The organism is Roseobacter sp. FCG-D35, assembly GCF_033436665.1.
In the GTDB taxonomy this organism is placed as follows: Bacteria; Pseudomonadota; Alphaproteobacteria; order Rhodobacterales; family Rhodobacteraceae; genus JAWQFO01.
This window is the reverse complement of the sequence record NZ_JAWQFO010000010.1, coordinates 116,749-133,270: the sequence shown is the minus strand read 5'-3', so window position 1 is coordinate 133,270 and position 16,522 is coordinate 116,749. Positions and strand designations below refer to the sequence as shown.

Below are 16,522 nucleotides of genomic sequence, written 5' to 3'. Positions count from 1 at the left end.
CGAAAACCTACAGCACCCGCTGCGACACCACCAAGATCCCCTGCGTCTCAACATGGCGGTAGTTCAGCCAAACGCTGGCGCCGGGCGGTCGGAGTCCAGATCGCTCATCTTCAGGCCCGGCGCGCCGCTTTCGAAGGCGCGCAGGAAATCGCGGGTCCAGACCGAGATGTCACTGGCCGTGACCGCGGCGTAACAGGCCGCCTGGCGCCTCTTGCGCTCGTCGAGCGGCATGTCGAGCGCGGTCTCGATGGCCTCGGCGATCTCCTCGATGTCGTAGGGATTGACCAGCAGGGCCTCTTCGAGTTCCTCGGCCGCCCCGGCCAGCCGGGACAGGATCAGCACGCCGGGATCCTCGGGATCCTGAGCGGCGATGTATTCCTTGGCAACGAGGTTCATGCCGTCCGCGAAGGGTGTCACGAGACAGGCCCGTGAGCGCCGGTAGAGCTGGGCCAGAAGATCGCGGTCGAGCGCGCGGTGGATGTAGCGGATCGGCGTCCAGTCGAGTTCGGAATATTCGCCGTTGAGATGCCCCGCGATTTCCTCGAGCTCGAGCTGAATCTGGCGATAGGCCGCGACCTCCTCGCGCGAGGGCGGCGCGATCTGCACGAGGCTGGTGCGCCGGTCCTTGTCCGGTCTCTTCGCGAGGTAGCGCCCGAAGGCGTGGAAGCGGGTCGGAATGCCCTTGGAATAGTCCAGCCGATCGACCCCGAGCACAACGTCGCCCTGCATGTCGGGGCCGAACGGGTTCTTGGTCATTTCCTGCTCGGCGGCACTGCGGAATGCCTCGACGTCGATCCCGATCGGGAAGGCGCGCACCGCCACCCGCCGTTCGCCGAGCTTGATCCGCCCGTCCGGCAGGAACTCGGCCCGCGGGTCGGAGCGGAACATCTCGAAGCAGCGGGCAGTGTCGGCACGTGTCTGCAATCCGACCAGATCGAAGGCGGCCAGCCAGCGCGCGAAGTCCTGCGGTGCGGGCAGCGCGCCGAGATCGCCGAGCGCCGGGAAGGGAATGTGCAGGAAAAACCCGATCCGCGCCGTCACGCCGAGCTTGCGCAGCTCTTCTGCCAGCGGGAAGAGGTGGTAGTCGTGAATCCAGATCAGGTCGTCGGGTTCGACCACCTCGGCGATGAGCTTGGCGAGCCGGGCGTTGACCGCATGGTAGCCTTCTTCGTACTCGCGCTTGAGTTCCACCAGGTCGACGCGGCGATGGCAGATCGGCCAGAGCACGGAGTTCGAGAAGCCGAGATAGTAGTTGTCGTATTCATCCTCGTTCAGTCGGAAGGCGAGACGCGTGTAAGGATCGTCCGCGATCTCGAACAGCCCGTCATGATCGGGCGCTGCGTCGCCATCGGGATGAGCGCCGATCCAGACCCCGCCGATCTCGCTCAGCGCGTCGTGCAGTGCCACCACCAGCCCGCCGGAAGGCTGCTCTCCGGTCGGGATTCTGTTGGAAACGACGACAAGTCTGCCGGACATGCTGGTTCGCTCTCATCGAGTAAGGGATTCGCCGGAAACAATCTATGGTGAAACGATAACAAACTGGGGACGAAGGTTACAGGAAGCCAACGAACCCGACTTCGTCAATGTTCCTGACCCGAGCCTGATTTCCCGTCAGCCGGAGGCAGAAGACCGTCCAGCCAGCCGAAGAAATCGTCCATCGTTTCAACCTGATAGGCGGCATCCGTCGACGCGCGTCCGATGCGCAGACCGAAGCCTCCGAGGTCCGCGGCGGCGCGAAACCCGTCTTCGTCGGTGACGTCGTCCCCGACCATGATGGGCGTTTTGGAGCGAAACGGCGCGGATTTGAGCAGTTCGCGAACCGCCACGCCCTTGCCTGCGCGCGCAAGTGCGGCTTCGCTGACCATGTTGCCATGGATGGCGCGCAGGTCGGGATCGCCCGCAACGGCGGCCTCGACCGCGGCGCGCGCGTCGGCTCCGTGATGCTCGGCATTCCGGTAGTGCAGCGCGACCGCGCCCGGCTTGCGCTCGATTCTGAGCCCGCGGTCGGAGGCGAAACCGTCAAGCGCCGCGAAGGCCGCATCGAGTTCGGCCGCCTGCGCAGCCTCGGTCTCGGGGCCGTCGGGCCAGTGGATCTCGTGTCCGTGCGATCCCGAAACCACCAGCGACAGGGGGCCAAGGTGGGGCCGTACGCTGGCCAGCGCACGCCCGGTCACGATCGCGACGCCCCCGTCGCAGGCATCGGCCAGGCGCTGCACCAGCTCTGCGGTCTCGGGCGCCAGTTTCACCGCGTCGGGGTGGTCGACGATGGGCGCGAGCGTGCCGTCGAAATCGAGGAAGAAGGCGTGACTGGCCAGATCGAGTTCTCGTGGCGGCGGTACGAGGCGGGTGTCGTCGGTCACGATTGACGTCTCCTTTTGTTGTGGTGGTCGCGCCGGGCAGCGGGGTCATCGGGTCGCGGCGGGGTCACTTGAATAGTAGGCCGCGATATCGTCGATGTCGTCATCGCTCAGTCCGCGGCTGGCCGCGTGCATGCGCAGCCCGGCGGGATCCGCGGCCTGCGGCGCATCGCGCCACAGCCGGAGCCATGTCACCAGCCAGTAGCCATCCTGCCCGGCGATGCGCGGGATCTCCGGCCGCGCGGGCGGCGTTTGCCGCAGACCGTGGCAGGAGGCGCAGGAGGCGACCTCCTCGTGCTCGTCGCCGGCCCGGGCCAGTTCGGCGCCGCGCCCGGCATCCCCGTCCGGCCACGGCCGACCGGTCCACGCGCCGGACATGCCGGCAAATTCCGCGGCGATCTCGGCGATCCGGGCTTCGGTCAACGGCGCCGCGACGGGGCCCATGAACCCGCTTTGGCGGCGACCCGAGGCATAGTCTTTAAGGGTCTTCTCCAGCCAGACGGCGCTCTGTCCGGCGAGCTTCGGGGCGGTGCCGTCGCGGCCTTGCCCGTCGCGCCCGTGGCAGCGCGCGCAGTCCTCGGCAAGCGACAGCGGTCCGGACAGGTCACCGAAGGCGATGGCCTCCTGCTCGGAGGCGGCACTATTGCCGAGGGCATGGGCGCGGTAGCTGGTAACGTCCATATCATCGTAGGCCGACAGGAAGGCGGCCACGGCCCAGGGTTCGTCCTCTCGTTTCAGACCGGGCCAGGCGGGCATGCCGGTATATTTGAGCCCGTGCAGGGCCAGCCAGTAGAGTTCCTCAGCCGAGTAGTCGCTGCCGTCCAGTCGCGGCGGGGCGGGCTGCATCCGGCGCGCAACCGGTGCGCGGTCGAGGCCCGGCGCGCCGTGGCAGGTGGCGCAGCCGGTGGCGAAATGCGCGGCGCCGAGCCGGATCAGGGCAGGGTCGCTCAGGTCGATATGCCCGGGGATCTCGATCGTCGCTGCCCGAGCGGCGACGGCGTTACCCATGTAGCCATGCAGCAGTTCGCCGACACCGGGCCAATGCTTGCGTGACGCGGCGATATTGTAAGGGGCCAGCACGTAGAACGCGATGGCACCCGCGAGAAGCACGCCCGCCACGAGTCCAAGGCGGCCTCGCTGGGGCATCATGCGCGGGCCTCGTCACGTGCTCTGAGCGCCGGAGCCAGCCGCAGCAGGGCGGCCATCAGGAAGAAACATCCGCCACCGAGCGCCATCAGCGCTCCGGCGACCTGCTGTTCCTCAAGTGCATCGAGCCCGAGATACTCGGCGCAGATGTCTCCGTAGACGAGGCGTGGCGCGAGGCCGATGATCGCGCCCAGAAGCGTCATGTGCATGACCGTGGCCAGCATCACCGCCGCGCCGGCGTAAGGTCCGGCGCTGCGGGCTGCCGACCAGAGCAGCAGGCCCGCCAGCAGGAAGCTGCCCTGCTCGAGCACCAGCCCCTCCGGGGACAGGCGCGCCCAGAGATGCGCCGCCGGGCTGTGCCAGCCCCAGACCACGAGCATCTCGAGCGCCACCGCTGCCGCCAGGAAAACGGGCGTGACGGTCACGGGCAGCCTCGGGGCCAGAAGGGCCGGGACCACGGCGATGATCGCCAGATGCAGCACCATGTGCAGCACGATCGACCCGGCGGCGAGGGCCGGAAGCGGCGACAGCCAGAGCAGCGCCAGAAGGGCGAGACCGGTCAGGCGCGCGATCATCGGCAGGCCTCGAACACCAGTGTCGGGACTGCGGTGAAGATTACCGCGACGATGCCGAGCGCGCAGAGCAGCAGGGCGACGTGACCCAGAAAATGGCTGCGGGCATCGACCTCGTTGCCGGTGATCTCCTCATCGACGATCAGCCTGCCTCCGTATTGCTGGCGCGCCATGCCGCCGATCACGGCAAGCAAGGCGATGCAAAGCGCCGTCAATCCCAGAACGCTCAGTCGCAGGATGTCGAGGTCGGATTGGATGTCCCGGGCGCAGATCACCGCGGCGATCCAGTAGCAGACGAGGAAATGCGCGGCCCAGATCACCATCGGCGCCACGACGATCCAGACCGAGCCTTCGTCGATGAGACGCGGATATTTCATGCGGCACCCCCGCCCGCCAGCGGCAGCAAGGCCAGCATCGCGAAGACCATGACCACGGTCGCCAACATGAAATGCCAGTAAAGCGCCACATTGCGCAGATCCGCGTCGTACTCCGAGGTAAGCTTGCCGAAGAGCGTCCCGGCCACGCAGTAGAGCTGCATGATCAGCCCGAGCAGCAGGTGTGCGCCAAGCCAGAGCACCAGCACCCAGACCGTGGCGTCATAGGCATCGCGCGTGGGATCGAGACCCTGCGCCGCGCGGACCATCGCATTGCCGCAGAGGACAGTCGGAACGGTTGCGGCGAGAAGGGCCAGGCGGGCGCGGCGCGTGTTGCCGGCGATGTTCGTGCGCATCGCGTGATAGACCGCCGCCCAGGCGAGACCGCCGCAGACGAGACCTGCGACCAGCCAGCCCATCTCAGGCGGTGCGGTCCCCGCGGGTGGAAAGCTTCCGTGCACGGTCCAGAAGAAGAAATAGGCGAAGACCAGCCCGAAGAAGGCCGTCATGTCGCCGATCATCGTGATGAACATCGCCCACCAGCCCACGGAGGAACTGCCCGACTGGTAGAGCGGAAGCGTCAGCCCGCGCCCGCAGTCCTTCTGGGCCTTTTCCGGGGGGCGCGCCGTCGCGGTCCAGAGCCACCAGATCGTCATGCCGATGAAGACGAGCCCCGACAGGATCGTGATGGTCCAGAGCTTGTAGGTCGCCAGTATGAAGACCGCGCCCAGCGCGAAGGCCGCGCCGACATGCTTGAAGCTCGGGCCGGGCACGCGCTGCACGAACATCGGCCGCGCGTCGAGGATGTCGGTCACGATCAGCTCGCGCCTGCCTTCCTCGGCATCCGGCAGGAACCACTCGCCGCGGTCGATCTCTTCCAGCAGGTTCTTCTGCTCCCAGAGCGGGTAGCGCGTGGTGATGACCGGGATCGAGCGGATGCCCCAAAGCTCGCCCGGCACCTCGCCGGCCCATTCCATCGTCGCGGCACCCCAGAGGTTGCGCTTGACATAGGGCTCGCGTCCCTTGGGCCGCAGCACGTCGAAGGCGAAGACGCAGAACCCGGCGGCCAGCACAAAGGCGCCCACGGTCGAAATCATGTTGAGCCAGCCCCAGCCGTCGCTTTCGAGGTAGGTCCAGACCCGGCGCGGCATGCCCATCACGCCGGTCCAGTGCATCGGCAGGAAAGCGAGGTTGAAGCCCGAGAACATCAGCCAGAACGAGACCTTGCCGAGCCGGTCCGACAGTTTCTTGTCGGTCATGAACGGGTACCAGTAGACCACCCCGGCAAAAAGCGGGAAGAGCATCCCGCCGATCAGCGTGTAATGCAGGTGGGCGACGACGAAGTAGCTGTCATGCGCCTGCCAGTCGAAGGGCACCAGCGCGACCATCACCCCGGTGAGCCCGCCGAAGACGAAGATCGCCAACGCGCCGGCGGCAAAGAGCATCGGCACCGACAGCACCGCGCGGCCCATGTAGAGCGTGGCGATGAAGCAGAAGATCTGGATGCCGGTCGGGATCGCGACCGCCTCGGAAGCCGCCGAGAAAAAGCCCAGCGAGATGTTGGGCAGCCCGGTGGTGAACATGTGATGCACCCAGAGTCCGAAGCTCAGGAACGCGACGCCCACCGCCGACAGCACGACCCAGGAATGGCCGATCAGCGTGCGCCGGGCGAAGGTCGGCAGGATCGTGGCGATGATCGCGATGGAGGGCAGGAAGACGATGTAGACCTCCGGATGCCCGAAGATCCAGAACAGATGCTGCCAGAGCAGCGGGTCGCCGCCCCGGTCGGGATCGAAGAAGGCCCAGCCGAAGGCGCGCTCCATCTCCAGCAGCAGGTCGCCGGCGATAAGCGGCGGAAAGGCAAAGAGGATCATCCCGGCGACGACCAGAACGTACCAGCAATAAAGCGGCATCAGGTTGATCCGCATCCCCGGCGGGCGCGATTTCAGAACGCCGACGATCAGCTCGATCGCGGCGGCAATTGAGGAGACCTCGATGAACGACAGGCCCAGCAGCCAGATATCGGTGCCGATCCCGGTCTGGTCGGGGTCCGAGGACAGCGGTGGATACATGAACCAGCCGCCATTCGGCGCCGCGTCGAAAAAGAGCGAGCCGCAGACGAAGACCCCGCCGATGACGAAGCACCAGTAGCCGAAGGCCGAGAGGCGCGGGAAAGGCAGGTCACGCGCGCCCAGCAGTTCCGGCAGGACGAGGATCGCCACCGCCTCGAAGATCGGCACCGCGAAAAGGAACATCATTGCCGTGCCGTGCAGCGTGAAGACCTGGTTGTAGAACGACATCGAAACGAGGTCGTTCTCGGGCACCGCAAGCTGGGCGCGGATGATCAGGGCCAGTACGCCGGCGAAGACGAAGAAGGCGAAGGAAGTGTAGGTGTACCACTTGCCCACGATGGCGTTGTTGACCGCCGAGGCGCACCGCCAGCCCGACGGTGCGCGCCAGGTATCGCGCAGGCGCTGCTTTTGCGCCTCGTCCTTCTCGGCGTCGTAGGGCGCGGGCGGCGGCAGGTCGGCAAGGCTGGTCATTCGAGGGCCATCAGATAATCGAGCAGGACCGCGAGTTCGGCCTCAGGAAGGTCGGGATAGCCGGGCATCAGCACGCCCGGCTTGACCCGCCCGGTGTCGGTGATCCAGTCCGACAGCGCAGCCTGGGTCATTGGCAGAACGCCAGCACCGAGAGTCGTGCGCGCGGCGAGATGCGTGAGGTCCGGGCCGACCTGTCCTTCGGCCGGCGTGCCACGGATCGCGTGGCAGGCTCCGCAGCCGCGAGACAGGAAGACCTCGAGGCCCGGACCGTCGGTGACTGCTGCCGGGCGCGCCTCGGCCCGCAGCCAGTCGGCGTGGTCACCGGGCGGCATGACGATCGCCGAGAAGCGCATCTGCGCATGGGCGCCACCGCAATATTCGGCACAAAGCCCACCCCAGTCACCCACCGTCTCGGGCGTCAGCAGCAGACGGTTCTCGCGGCCCGGAATCATGTCGATCTTGCCCCCCAGTGCCGGAACCCAGAAGGAATGGATCACGTCGTCCGAGGTCAGAAGGATCTCGGTGCGGGAGCCGGCTCTGAACCGCACCTCGTTGGCAGACGTCACGGGACCTTCCGGCGTGTCGTAGGTGACGCGCCACCACCATTGCTCGCCGTCGACCCGGATCGTGACCTCGCCGTCGCCCGCAGCGATGCCGCGCAGCACCAGCAGACCGGACACCAGCAGGGCCGCGATCACCGCCGTCGGAAACACTGCGCCGCCCCACAGCACGAAGGCGCGGGCGCGACCCTCGGTCTCGGGTTCCGGGGCGCAGCGAAAGGCGTAGATGGCAAGGCCCACGACCAGCAGCCAGATAACGGCCGCGCCGAAGACAAGCGGCCAGAACAAGGTTTCGATCTGCGAAGCTTCGCGTCCGGCGCCGGAGAGCCAGTTGTGCCGTCCCTCGCAGGCGGACAAAACAAGTAACGTCGGCAGGATGATCGCGTGCCGGACCGTCATCGACATGAAAAGGTAGTGTCCCTGGCTGTCCCTGAGACTCAACCCGACGCCTTCGGGAAGGTTCCCGAAAACGTGAAACCGGTTGAGGGAACAGGCCCTCGCAGGCCGCGTTCTGGCACTTCGTCGGGCGGCGGCGTCAGGCTTCGAGACCGTCCGCGCCGTGCATGCTGCAGGTGAAGCGCGTGATGTTCCAACCGGGGTGCGACGCGCTCCACAGGGCGGCCTGTTGCTGCGCAGACATCATGCAGGTCATCACGGAAACCTCGAAGGGGTCGAACAGCAGCGAGAAATCGCGGCACTCGTCATCCCGGCAGGCGCTGATCCGCAACTCGACGAATGTCGCGCGCCCCGCTTCCGAGGGTTGCGCGGGGTGGCCCGCAGAAAAAGTTAAGAGCAGAAATAAAGGTATCAAACGAGAATAATTGCGTGCTTCGGTCATCGAAAGCTCCCGAAAATGCGTCACTGAAAATGTGACCCGGAGCATATCGCGTATCAGACTAAAGTTGTAATTCGCTTACCGGGTCAGCCGATGATTGCACAAAATTCAGGCGGCCCAGCGCGAATGATGCGCCGAAGTTGTGCCACGCCGCGCAGCCGTCGAACACGGCTGCGACCTCAGATTGCAGCGATACACGCCGTGATCGAAGGCCGCCACTTCGCGCGAATCGGCCGTTTCAGTCGGCCCTGCCGAGCATTCGGCCCAATTCGCGGCCTCCGAGGATATGCACGTGCAGGTGCGGCACCTCCTGTACCCCATGCGCACCGGCGTTCGAGATCAGCCGGAAGCCCTCGCTGGCATCGACCTTCACGCCCTCCATCTCGCAGACCTTCGCGATGGCGCGGGTGTAATCCAGCACCTCGGCGTCCGAAGCCTCGGCGGCGAAATGGTCATAGCTGACGTAGGCGCCTTTCGGGATCACCAGCACATGCACCGGTGCCTGTGGAGCAATGTCGCGAAACGCGAGGCTGTGCTCGGTCTCGAGCACCGTGTCGTTGGGAATTTCCTTGCGCAGGATCTTCGCAAAGATGTTCTGGTCGTCGTAGCTGTAGGCCATGTCGCTCTCTCAATCGGCAAAAAGGTATTCCGTCGACGCGATCTCGCGCGCGCCATCCGCCCCGAGCGCCAGGAATTCGGCGAGGGCATGAGCGTTTTCGTCGACACCGGCGCGTTCTCGCATGCGCAGGTGGTTGTGGAAACCCGCGTCGCGGAGTCGGTCGGCCTCGTGCAGGATGTCGTTTCGGATCGTGGGCAGGACCCGGGCAAGTGTCGAGGGTGCTGTCTGCGCGCCTGCCAGACCGACGCGCACCGCGTGGCCCGCAAGGTAGCTGTCACTGAAATGGCATTCGATCTCCAGCAGCCGCGTGGTGCAGCGGTCGCGGGCGAAATCGGCGACGAGATCCAGGCGACCGGGGTCGACGCAGACGATCATCCGGTCGGTCCCGAAGAAGTCGAACAGCATCCGCATCAACGCGCGACGGTGCCGGGTGCGCTTGGCAAGCGACGCCTCGATACCGCCGAGATCCGGAAGCCCGGCCTCGTCCTCGTCGAAGATGTATTCCAGCGCCGGCACGTTGGTGACCTGCCGGATCCGGTCGAGCACGCGCTTGGCCACGTGCCATTTCTTGCACAGGACGATCAGCAGTTCGCGGTCCCGCCCGACGGTGGAGTCCTTTTCCCAGACCCGTTCGGCAAAGCGCCGCCCGATGCGCCCGCGCTTTGTGACGAACTCGAAGAGCGACCGGCCCTCGTTCGAAATCTGGAAGCGGATGCCTTTCGCCGCATAAAGCGCGCCCAGCTTGCGCTGCAGGTCGGTCGCCTCGGGACTGATCTTGCGTGCAAAGAGGTAGTCCTGCGCCAGCAGCAGATCGTAGTGGTCGTTGTAGAAGGTCACCGGCATGCCGTAGTCGGAAAACAGCAGGAAGGTCGGCGTCCGCGTCTCGATCTCGGGCGTCGGCACGAGGTGGCGCACCAGCGTCTGGAAAAAGGTTTCGTCCGGGATCCAGGTGGTACGGAAGAAGCGCATCACGTCGGGCCGGCTGTCTGCGAAGTCGAGCACCTTGTCCACCGTCTCCCGGCGCAGGCACCACCACTGGCTGCCGATCTGGATGCGCAGGCCGGCGGGGATCTTGCGGCGCAGGCCGAGCCTCTTCTGGGCCTCGTAGGCGGCATAGAACAGGCGCTTGCGGCGGCGCTCGTTGAAGACGTGGCGGTAGATCAGCCGGTCCTCGCGCATGCCCGTTTTGATCCAGTCGCTGTCGAAGAAGTCGAAGCTTTCGATGAAGTCGGCATCGCGCGCATCGAGAAAGGCGTGGATGTACTCGGCTGACTTGATCGCCATGCAATCGCCCGACAGCAGGTATAAATGCGTCGCGTCCGGGAAGGCGGCGCGCGCGGTCCGCAGCGCCGAGATCGTCGCCTTGACCAGAGACCACTCACCCCAGCCGCAGCGCAGACGCGGTTCGACGAGGCGCACCGACGGGTTGTCCGCCAGTTCCGACCGGATACGCTTGAAGTCTGCTGCGGACGCGCGCCGGTCGAAATGGATCGCCATGACGTCGCCCGTGGCGGTCAGCCGGCGGGCATGGTCGACGACCGTGGCCGGGTCCTTGTGGCAAAGCAGGATGTAGGCCAGTTTCGCCATGTCTCGGTGCCGTCTGCCCTTTTGTCCGCCGTCGTTTGACCTGATAGTGATGAAGGGTGGTTCCGGCCGGAGCGTCAACCGCCTTTCGACCTCCTCCGGGCGCGCAAGCCGGGGGGAACGGGTGCATCAGGCAGGAGCGGCCAGGACATGGGCTTTCCGGGCACATGGATGACGCAAAGCGAAAGCGCGGTTTACCGCGTGGTACCGAAATGCGCCTGCTCGACCATCGGCCAGATCCTCTACTACTCCGATCACGGCACGTTTTACGACGGCGACATTCACGACGCTGACAGCGGGTTGCACAAATGGGCGATGCCCGAAAGCCAGGCCAGGATCACCGAGACCGTCACGGGCCGGAAATCCTTTGCCTTCACCTGCGTGCGCAACCCCTACACGCGAATCCTGAGTTCGTTCTTCGACAAGATCTGTGGCATCCAGCGAAACGGCAACCGCTACCGCGGCAACCTGGTGCCGATCCTCGCGCAGAAATACGGCATTGAGGTCGGCGGCGCGGACGGGCGTGGCGACTTCGACCAGATCGCCTCGTTCCGTCGCTTTCTGCTCTTCGCCCGCGACACGGTCCGTTTCCGCAAGCCGATGGAGCCCGACATCCACTGGTCGGCGATGTCGGGACACGTCAGCACCTTCATCGTCAACGGCGGCAGCTACGACCGGATCATCTGGACCGAGCGGTTCGAGGACGGGATGCGCGGGGTGCTCGACGCGATCGAGACGCCGGTGCCGGTGGATCTGTCCGCGGTTCCGCGTTTCAACGAAAGCGCCGATCACGGACCGGAACGCGCCCACCCGGTCGAGGACTTCTTCGACGACCTGTCGATGCATCTGGTCTACGAGATGTACAAGCGCGATTTCGAGGTTTTCAAGTACGACGCCTGGGATCCGGCCAACAGGATGCCGGTGGCCGAGATCGACCTCGACGAGGTTCACAAGAAGCTCGGCCAGTAGCAGGCTTCTTGCGCGCCCCTGCGCCGGGCACTACATCTGCCGGCCATGGCCCAGACGAAACCCGACCCCAACTACAAGGTCGTCGCCGAAAACCGGCGCGCGCGCTTCGACTATCATGTCGAGGAAGACGTCGAGTGCGGCATCGTGCTCGAAGGCTCCGAGGTCAAGTCGCTGCGCGAGGGCGGATCGAACATCGCCGAAAGCTATGCCGCGGTCGAGGAGGGCGAGCTGTGGCTGGTGAACTCCTACATCGCGCCCTACAAGCAGGCCAAGACATTCCAGCATGACGAGCGGCGCCGCCGCAAACTGCTGGTGAACCGCAAGCAGCTGGCGAATTTCTGGAACGCGACCCAGCGCAAGGGCATGACGCTGGTGCCGCTGGTGCTCTACTTCAACCATCGCGGCATGGCGAAGATCAAGATCGGCGTCGCCAAGGGCAAGAAGCTGCACGACAAGCGCGAGACCGCGGCCAAGCGCGACTGGTCCCGGCAGAAATCCCGTCTGCTCAAGGACCATGGCTGATCTGCGCCTGATCGGCTACCGGTTCAGCGTTTACACGCGCGTCGTGCGTATGACGCTTCTTGAAAAGTCCCTGCAGGCCGATCATGTCGAGGTCGATCCGTTCGGCGATCCGGTCGATCCGATCCTCGGCCAACATACGCCGTTCGGCCGCGTGCCGGTGCTGTCGCACGGCGACTTCCATCTCTACGAAACCGCGGCCATCGTGCGTTACCTCGACGGGCTCGGGTCCGACCCGTCGCTCACCCCGGAGGATCCGCGCGCGGTGGCGCGCATGCAGCAGGTCATCGGGATCATCGATCACTACGGGTACCGCGCGCTGGTACGCGGTGTTTTCTCGGAGGCCGTCTTCAACCCTGCTTTCGGTACGCCGGGCGATCCGGACAGGATCGCGGCGGCGATCGCGGACGCGGCGCCTGTGCTGACCTCGCTGGAGGGGATCGCGGAGGAAGGCTTTGCGCTGGGCGACGGTCCGGTGACCCAGGCCGATCTGCACCTGATGCCGATGCTCGCCTATTTCGACATGGCGCCCCAGGGCCACGAGATGCTGGGAGACTGCCCGGCGCTGCTGGCCCGCTTTCGGACGATCTCGCGCCGGCCCAGCTTTGCGCGCACCGACCCGAGGCCGTTCACCGCCTGAGCAGGGTTGCCTCGGCCCGGTTGCGGCGGTACGACGAGGCGTTTTCAAAGCTGGGGGCTGTCGCATGGGTGACGATCCGAAAACGCTGGTCTCCACGGACTGGCTGGCCAAACACCTCAAGGATCCCGACCTGCGTGTGCTCGACGCCTCGTGGTACCTGCCGGACATGCAGCGCGACGCGAAAGCCGAATACGACGCGGCGCATATCCCCGGCGCGCGGTTCTTCGACATCGACGAGATTTCCGACCAGCGTTCGGACCTGCCGCACATGGCGCCGCCGACCGAGAAGTTCATGTCGCGCATGCGCGCGATGGGCGTGGGTGACGGCCACCAGGTGGTGATCTATGACGGGGCCGGCATCTTTTCGGCGCCGCGGGTCTGGTGGCTGTTCCGGCTGATGGGACAGACGGACGTCGCCGTGCTCGACGGCGGTTTCCCGAAATGGCAGGCCGAGGGCCGGCCCGTCGAGGACATGCCGCCCGTCGTGCGCGACCGGCACATGACCGTGCGGGTGCAGAACCAGCTGGTGCGCGACGTGACGCAGGTCTCCGCGGCCTCAAAGCTCGGCGATCACGTGATCGTCGACGCGCGCTCGTCTTCGCGTTTCCGCGGCGAAGCTCCCGAGCCGCGCGAGGGCCTGCGCGCCGGACACATCCCGGGCGCGCGCAACGTACCTTTCACCGACCTTCTGAACGACGACAAGACGATGAAGGATCCCGAGACCTGCCGCGCGATCTTCGAGGCGGCCGGCGTCGACCTCGAAAAGCCCGTGATCACCTCCTGCGGATCCGGCGTCACCGCGGCTGTTCTGGCGCTGGCGCTGGAGCGCATGGGCGTGGCCAACTGGTCGCTTTACGACGGATCCTGGGCCGAGTGGGGAATGTTCCCGACCGTGCCCGTAGCCACCGGAGACGCATAAGATGTTCGAAGCCCTGAAGGCCCAGCCGGCCGACAAGATCCTCGCCCTGATGCAGATGTACCGCGAGGATCCGCGGGACGGAAAGATCGACCTCGGCGTCGGCGTCTACAAGGATGCCAACGGCGTGACGCCGGTGATGCGGGCGGTGAAATCGGCCGAGCACAAGCTGTGGGAGACCCAGGAGAGCAAGGCCTACACGGGGCTGATCGGCGACCCGGCCTTTGGCGAGGCGATGGCAAAGCTGATCCTCGGCGATGCGGTGCCGATGGACTGCGTGGCGTTCGCCGCGACGCCCGGCGGGACCGGCGCGGTGCGCCAGGCCTTCGAACTGGTGCAGATGGCGCGGCCCGACGCCAAGGTCTTCGTCTCGGACCCGACCTGGCCCAATCACCTGTCGATCCTGAACTACCTCGGGATCGAGACGGTGCCCTACCGCTACTTCGACAACGACAGCCGCGCGGTCGACTTCGACGGGATGATCGAAGACCTCAAGACGGCCGGCAAGGGCGACGTGGTGCTGCTGCACGGCTGCTGCCACAACCCGACGGGCGCCAACCTCAACAGCCAGCAATGGCAGGCAGTGATCGAAGTGCTGAACGAGACCGGCGCGGTGCCGATGATCGACATCGCCTACCAGGGCTTCGGCGACGGGCTGGAAGCCGACGCCGAAGGCACGCGGCTGGTGGCGTCCTCGGTGCCCGAGTGCCTGATCGCGGCGAGCTGTTCGAAAAACTTCGGCATCTACCGCGAACGCACCGGCCTGCTGATGGCGGTGAGCCAGGACACATCGGCGCGCAAGCTCGACCAGGACACGCTGGCCTTCCTGAACCGGCAGAATTTCAGCTTTCCGCCCGACCACGGCGCGCGCGTCGTCACGATGATCCTGACCGATCCCGAACTGCGCGCCGACTGGACATCGGAGCTCGAGGAAGTGCGCAAGGGCATGCTGCGTCTGCGCGAAAGCCTTGCGGGCGCGTTGCAGAAGATCTCCGGCTCGGACCGCTTCGGTTTCATCAGCGACCACCGCGGCATGTTCTCGCGCCTCGGGGCGACGCCCGAGCAGGTCGAGGCGCTGCGCCGGGATCATGCGATCTACATGATCGGCGACAGCCGGATGAACATCGCCGGGTTGAACGACCGGACCGTGCCGAAGCTGGCCCAGGCGATCATCGACGTCGGCGTCTGACTCGCCACGGCGGGCGAGGTATTTCGGGAACCCTCCGGCAGGCGGGTCCGTTCTGTGACTGAGCGCACGGCCTCTGGGCCGTGCGGCGCATTCACAGCACAGGAGCCAGGCCCGTGACCAAGAAGCCCACCCTCACCTCGACTTCCGGCAAGCCCTATCCGACCAACGAGACCTCGCTGACGGCAGGCGCCCGTGGCCCGCTGCTGATGGAGGATCACTACCTTCTGGAAAAGCTCGCGCACCAGAACCGCGAGCGAATCCCCGAGCGCGTGGTACATGCGAAGGGCTGGGGCCTTCAGGGGCACTTCCGCGTCACCCAAGACATCACGAAATACACCTGCGCCAAGGTCTTCTCGGAGATCGGCAAGCAGACTGAGGTGCTGTCGCGTTGGTCGACCGTGGCCGGCGAAAGTGGTGCGGCGGACGCCGAGCGCGACGTGCGGGGCTTTTCGCTGAAGTTCTACACTGAGGACGGCAACTGGGACATGGTCGGCAACAACACCCCGATCTTTTTCGTCCGCGACGCCTTCAAGTTCCCGGACTTCATCCGCACCCAGAAGCGCCACCCGAAGACGAATATGCGCAGCCCCGAGGCGATGTTCGATTTCTGGGCGGCCCAGCCCGAGTCGGTCCACCAGGTCACCATCCTGATGTCGGATCGCGGCATTCCGCGCTCGCCCGCGCACATGAACGGCTACGGCAGCCACACCTTCTCGATGTGGAATGCGCAGGGCGAACGCCACTGGGTCAAGTTCCACTTCAAGACCCAGCAGGGTCACGAGTGGCTGACCGACGCCAAGGCGGCCGAGATCATCGGCAAGACCCGCGAGAGCTACCAGGAAGAGCTGTGGCACATGATCGAGGACGGCAACTTTCCCAAGTGGACGCTCTTCATCCAGGTCATGACCGAGGAGCAGGCGCTCGAGACCGACTTCAACCCGTTCGACCTGACCAAGGTCTGGCCGCATGGCGACTATCCGCTGATTGAGGTGGGTGAGCTGGTCATGGACACCATGCCCGAGAATTACTTCCAGTTGGTCGAGAACGCGGCGTTCAACCCGAACAACATCGTCCCGGGGATCGGTTTCTCACCCGACAAGATGCTTCAGGCGCGGGTGATGTCCTATGCCGACGCGCACCGCTATCGGATCGGCACCCATTACGAGGCGCTGCCCGCGAATGCGCCCAAGAACGCCAAGGTTCAGCACTACCACAAGGACGGCGCGATGCGGTTCTTCTCGAACGACTTTGGCAACCCGGATGCCTATTACGAGCCGAACCAGCACGACGGCCCTGTCGCGGATGCCTCGGTGGCCGAGCCGCCCTTGCGTATCGACCCCGAGGCTGTCGCGGCACGCTTCGAGCAGGAGGAAAGCGACATTGACTACGTTCAGCCGCGCGCGCTCTATGCCGAGGTGCTGAATGACGAGGAACGCGACCGGCTGCACCGCAACATGGCCGGTGGCATGGCGCCGGTGTCCGACGGGGTCAAGGAACGCTGGCTTGCAGTGCTGAAGAAGGTCCACCCCGACTACGAGGCCGGTGTGCGCAAGGCGCTGGAAACCGGTGAGCATGGCGATCCGTCATTGCCAGTGACCGACGACACGCCGCGGACCGCCGCGGAATAGTCAATTCGTGACGTGCAACGAGAAAAGGCCCGGGCGTGACTGCCCGGGCCTTTCCGTTTTGACCGCGAGGG

General features: G+C 65.7%; 16 protein-coding genes. 6 read left to right on the top strand and 10 right to left on the bottom strand.

Annotated features, from left to right (window positions below):
- Positions 1 to 63: 63 nt before the first annotated feature.
- From R5H30_RS19520 to R5H30_RS19475, 10 genes are all read right to left on the bottom strand, one after another.
- Positions 64 to 1,476, bottom strand: coding sequence for an alpha,alpha-trehalose-phosphate synthase (UDP-forming) (locus R5H30_RS19520; RefSeq protein ID WP_318330322.1), 1,413 nt, complete (start codon positions 1,474 to 1,476; stop codon positions 64 to 66).
- 104 nt (positions 1,477 to 1,580) lie between these two features.
- A complete protein-coding gene (gene otsB, locus R5H30_RS19515) occupies positions 1,581 to 2,360 on the bottom strand; it encodes a trehalose-phosphatase (protein WP_318330321.1) in 780 nt (259 codons plus the stop codon).
- A 45-nt stretch (positions 2,361 to 2,405) separates the two neighbouring features.
- Positions 2,406 to 3,506, bottom strand: a complete 1,101-nt coding sequence (locus R5H30_RS19510) for a c-type cytochrome (RefSeq protein WP_318330319.1) — start codon at positions 3,504 to 3,506, stop codon at positions 2,406 to 2,408.
- Positions 3,503 to 4,078, bottom strand: coding sequence for a cytochrome c oxidase assembly protein (locus R5H30_RS19505; RefSeq protein ID WP_318330318.1), 576 nt, complete (start codon positions 4,076 to 4,078; stop codon positions 3,503 to 3,505). The genes R5H30_RS19510 and R5H30_RS19505 overlap by 4 nt, the downstream gene beginning before the upstream one ends.
- Positions 4,075 to 4,452 (bottom strand): hypothetical protein, encoded by a 378-nt coding sequence (locus tag R5H30_RS19500; RefSeq protein WP_318330317.1) that lies wholly within the window; start codon positions 4,450 to 4,452, stop codon positions 4,075 to 4,077. The genes R5H30_RS19505 and R5H30_RS19500 overlap by 4 nt, the downstream gene beginning before the upstream one ends.
- Entirely contained in the window at positions 4,449 to 6,992 is a 2,544-nt protein-coding gene (gene ctaD, locus R5H30_RS19495) for a cytochrome c oxidase subunit I (protein ID WP_318330316.1), read from the bottom strand. The genes R5H30_RS19500 and ctaD overlap by 4 nt, the downstream gene beginning before the upstream one ends.
- Positions 6,989 to 7,957, bottom strand: a complete 969-nt coding sequence (locus R5H30_RS19490; RefSeq protein ID WP_318330315.1) for a c-type cytochrome — start codon at positions 7,955 to 7,957, stop codon at positions 6,989 to 6,991. The genes ctaD and R5H30_RS19490 overlap by 4 nt, the downstream gene beginning before the upstream one ends.
- A gap of 130 nt (positions 7,958 to 8,087) precedes the next feature.
- On the bottom strand, positions 8,088 to 8,390 hold the full coding sequence (locus R5H30_RS19485) for a hypothetical protein (RefSeq protein WP_318330314.1): 303 nt from the start codon (positions 8,388 to 8,390) through the stop codon (positions 8,088 to 8,090).
- A 235-nt stretch (positions 8,391 to 8,625) separates the two neighbouring features.
- Positions 8,626 to 9,006: a histidine triad nucleotide-binding protein gene (locus tag R5H30_RS19480; RefSeq protein ID WP_318330313.1), complete on the bottom strand. Its 381-nt coding sequence runs from the start codon at positions 9,004 to 9,006 to the stop codon at positions 8,626 to 8,628.
- 9 nt (positions 9,007 to 9,015) lie between these two features.
- Positions 9,016 to 10,593, bottom strand: coding sequence for a DUF5928 domain-containing protein (locus R5H30_RS19475; RefSeq protein ID WP_318330312.1), 1,578 nt, complete (start codon positions 10,591 to 10,593; stop codon positions 9,016 to 9,018).
- 147 nt (positions 10,594 to 10,740) lie between these two features.
- Between R5H30_RS19475 and R5H30_RS19470 the strand changes: the two genes are divergently transcribed.
- The 6 genes from R5H30_RS19470 (at position 10,741) to R5H30_RS19445 (ending at position 16,451) form a co-directional block, all read left to right on the top strand.
- The gene (locus R5H30_RS19470; RefSeq protein WP_318330311.1) at positions 10,741 to 11,559 is read left to right on the top strand and encodes a sulfotransferase family protein; all 819 of its coding nucleotides are present in this window, start codon (positions 10,741 to 10,743) and stop codon (positions 11,557 to 11,559) included.
- A gap of 45 nt (positions 11,560 to 11,604) precedes the next feature.
- On the top strand, positions 11,605 to 12,081 hold the full coding sequence (smpB, locus tag R5H30_RS19465; RefSeq protein ID WP_318330310.1) for an SsrA-binding protein SmpB: 477 nt from the start codon (positions 11,605 to 11,607) through the stop codon (positions 12,079 to 12,081).
- A complete protein-coding gene (locus R5H30_RS19460; protein WP_318330309.1) occupies positions 12,074 to 12,718 on the top strand; it encodes a glutathione S-transferase family protein in 645 nt (214 codons plus the stop codon). The genes smpB and R5H30_RS19460 overlap by 8 nt, the downstream gene beginning before the upstream one ends.
- A 64-nt stretch (positions 12,719 to 12,782) precedes the next feature.
- The gene (gene sseA, locus R5H30_RS19455) at positions 12,783 to 13,637 is read left to right on the top strand and encodes a 3-mercaptopyruvate sulfurtransferase (protein ID WP_318330308.1); all 855 of its coding nucleotides are present in this window, start codon (positions 12,783 to 12,785) and stop codon (positions 13,635 to 13,637) included.
- A gap of 1 nt (position 13,638) precedes the next feature.
- The gene (locus R5H30_RS19450) at positions 13,639 to 14,823 is read left to right on the top strand and encodes an amino acid aminotransferase (protein ID WP_318330307.1); all 1,185 of its coding nucleotides are present in this window, start codon (positions 13,639 to 13,641) and stop codon (positions 14,821 to 14,823) included.
- A 113-nt stretch (positions 14,824 to 14,936) separates the two neighbouring features.
- Positions 14,937 to 16,451, top strand: coding sequence for a catalase (locus R5H30_RS19445; RefSeq protein WP_318330306.1), 1,515 nt, complete (start codon positions 14,937 to 14,939; stop codon positions 16,449 to 16,451).
- Positions 16,452 to 16,522 lie beyond the last annotated feature (71 nt).

What these genes read in the sequence shown, in the direction of transcription:
- R5H30_RS19520 (WP_318330322.1), bottom strand. Translation starts at nt 1,476, where the DNA reads ATGTCCGGCAGACTTGTCGTCGTTTCCAACAGAATCCCGACCGGAGAG.
- R5H30_RS19510 (WP_318330319.1), bottom strand. Translation starts at nt 3,506, where the DNA reads ATGATGCCCCAGCGAGGCCGCCTTGGACTCGTGGCGGGCGTGCTTCTC.
- R5H30_RS19505 (WP_318330318.1), bottom strand. Translation starts at nt 4,078, where the DNA reads ATGATCGCGCGCCTGACCGGTCTCGCCCTTCTGGCGCTGCTCTGGCTG.
- R5H30_RS19500 (WP_318330317.1), bottom strand. Translation starts at nt 4,452, where the DNA reads ATGAAATATCCGCGTCTCATCGACGAAGGCTCGGTCTGGATCGTCGTG.
- ctaD (WP_318330316.1), bottom strand. Translation starts at nt 6,992, where the DNA reads ATGACCAGCCTTGCCGACCTGCCGCCGCCCGCGCCCTACGACGCCGAG.
- R5H30_RS19490 (WP_318330315.1), bottom strand. Translation starts at nt 7,957, where the DNA reads ATGTCGATGACGGTCCGGCACGCGATCATCCTGCCGACGTTACTTGTT.
- R5H30_RS19485 (WP_318330314.1), bottom strand. Translation starts at nt 8,390, where the DNA reads ATGACCGAAGCACGCAATTATTCTCGTTTGATACCTTTATTTCTGCTC.
- R5H30_RS19480 (WP_318330313.1), bottom strand. Translation starts at nt 9,006, where the DNA reads ATGGCCTACAGCTACGACGACCAGAACATCTTTGCGAAGATCCTGCGC.
- R5H30_RS19475 (WP_318330312.1), bottom strand. Translation starts at nt 10,593, where the DNA reads ATGGCGAAACTGGCCTACATCCTGCTTTGCCACAAGGACCCGGCCACG.
- R5H30_RS19470 (WP_318330311.1), top strand. Translation starts at nt 10,741, where the DNA reads ATGGGCTTTCCGGGCACATGGATGACGCAAAGCGAAAGCGCGGTTTAC.
- smpB (WP_318330310.1), top strand. Translation starts at nt 11,605, where the DNA reads ATGGCCCAGACGAAACCCGACCCCAACTACAAGGTCGTCGCCGAAAAC.
- R5H30_RS19460 (WP_318330309.1), top strand. Translation starts at nt 12,074, where the DNA reads ATGGCTGATCTGCGCCTGATCGGCTACCGGTTCAGCGTTTACACGCGC.
- sseA (WP_318330308.1), top strand. Translation starts at nt 12,783, where the DNA reads ATGGGTGACGATCCGAAAACGCTGGTCTCCACGGACTGGCTGGCCAAA.
- R5H30_RS19450 (WP_318330307.1), top strand. Translation starts at nt 13,639, where the DNA reads ATGTTCGAAGCCCTGAAGGCCCAGCCGGCCGACAAGATCCTCGCCCTG.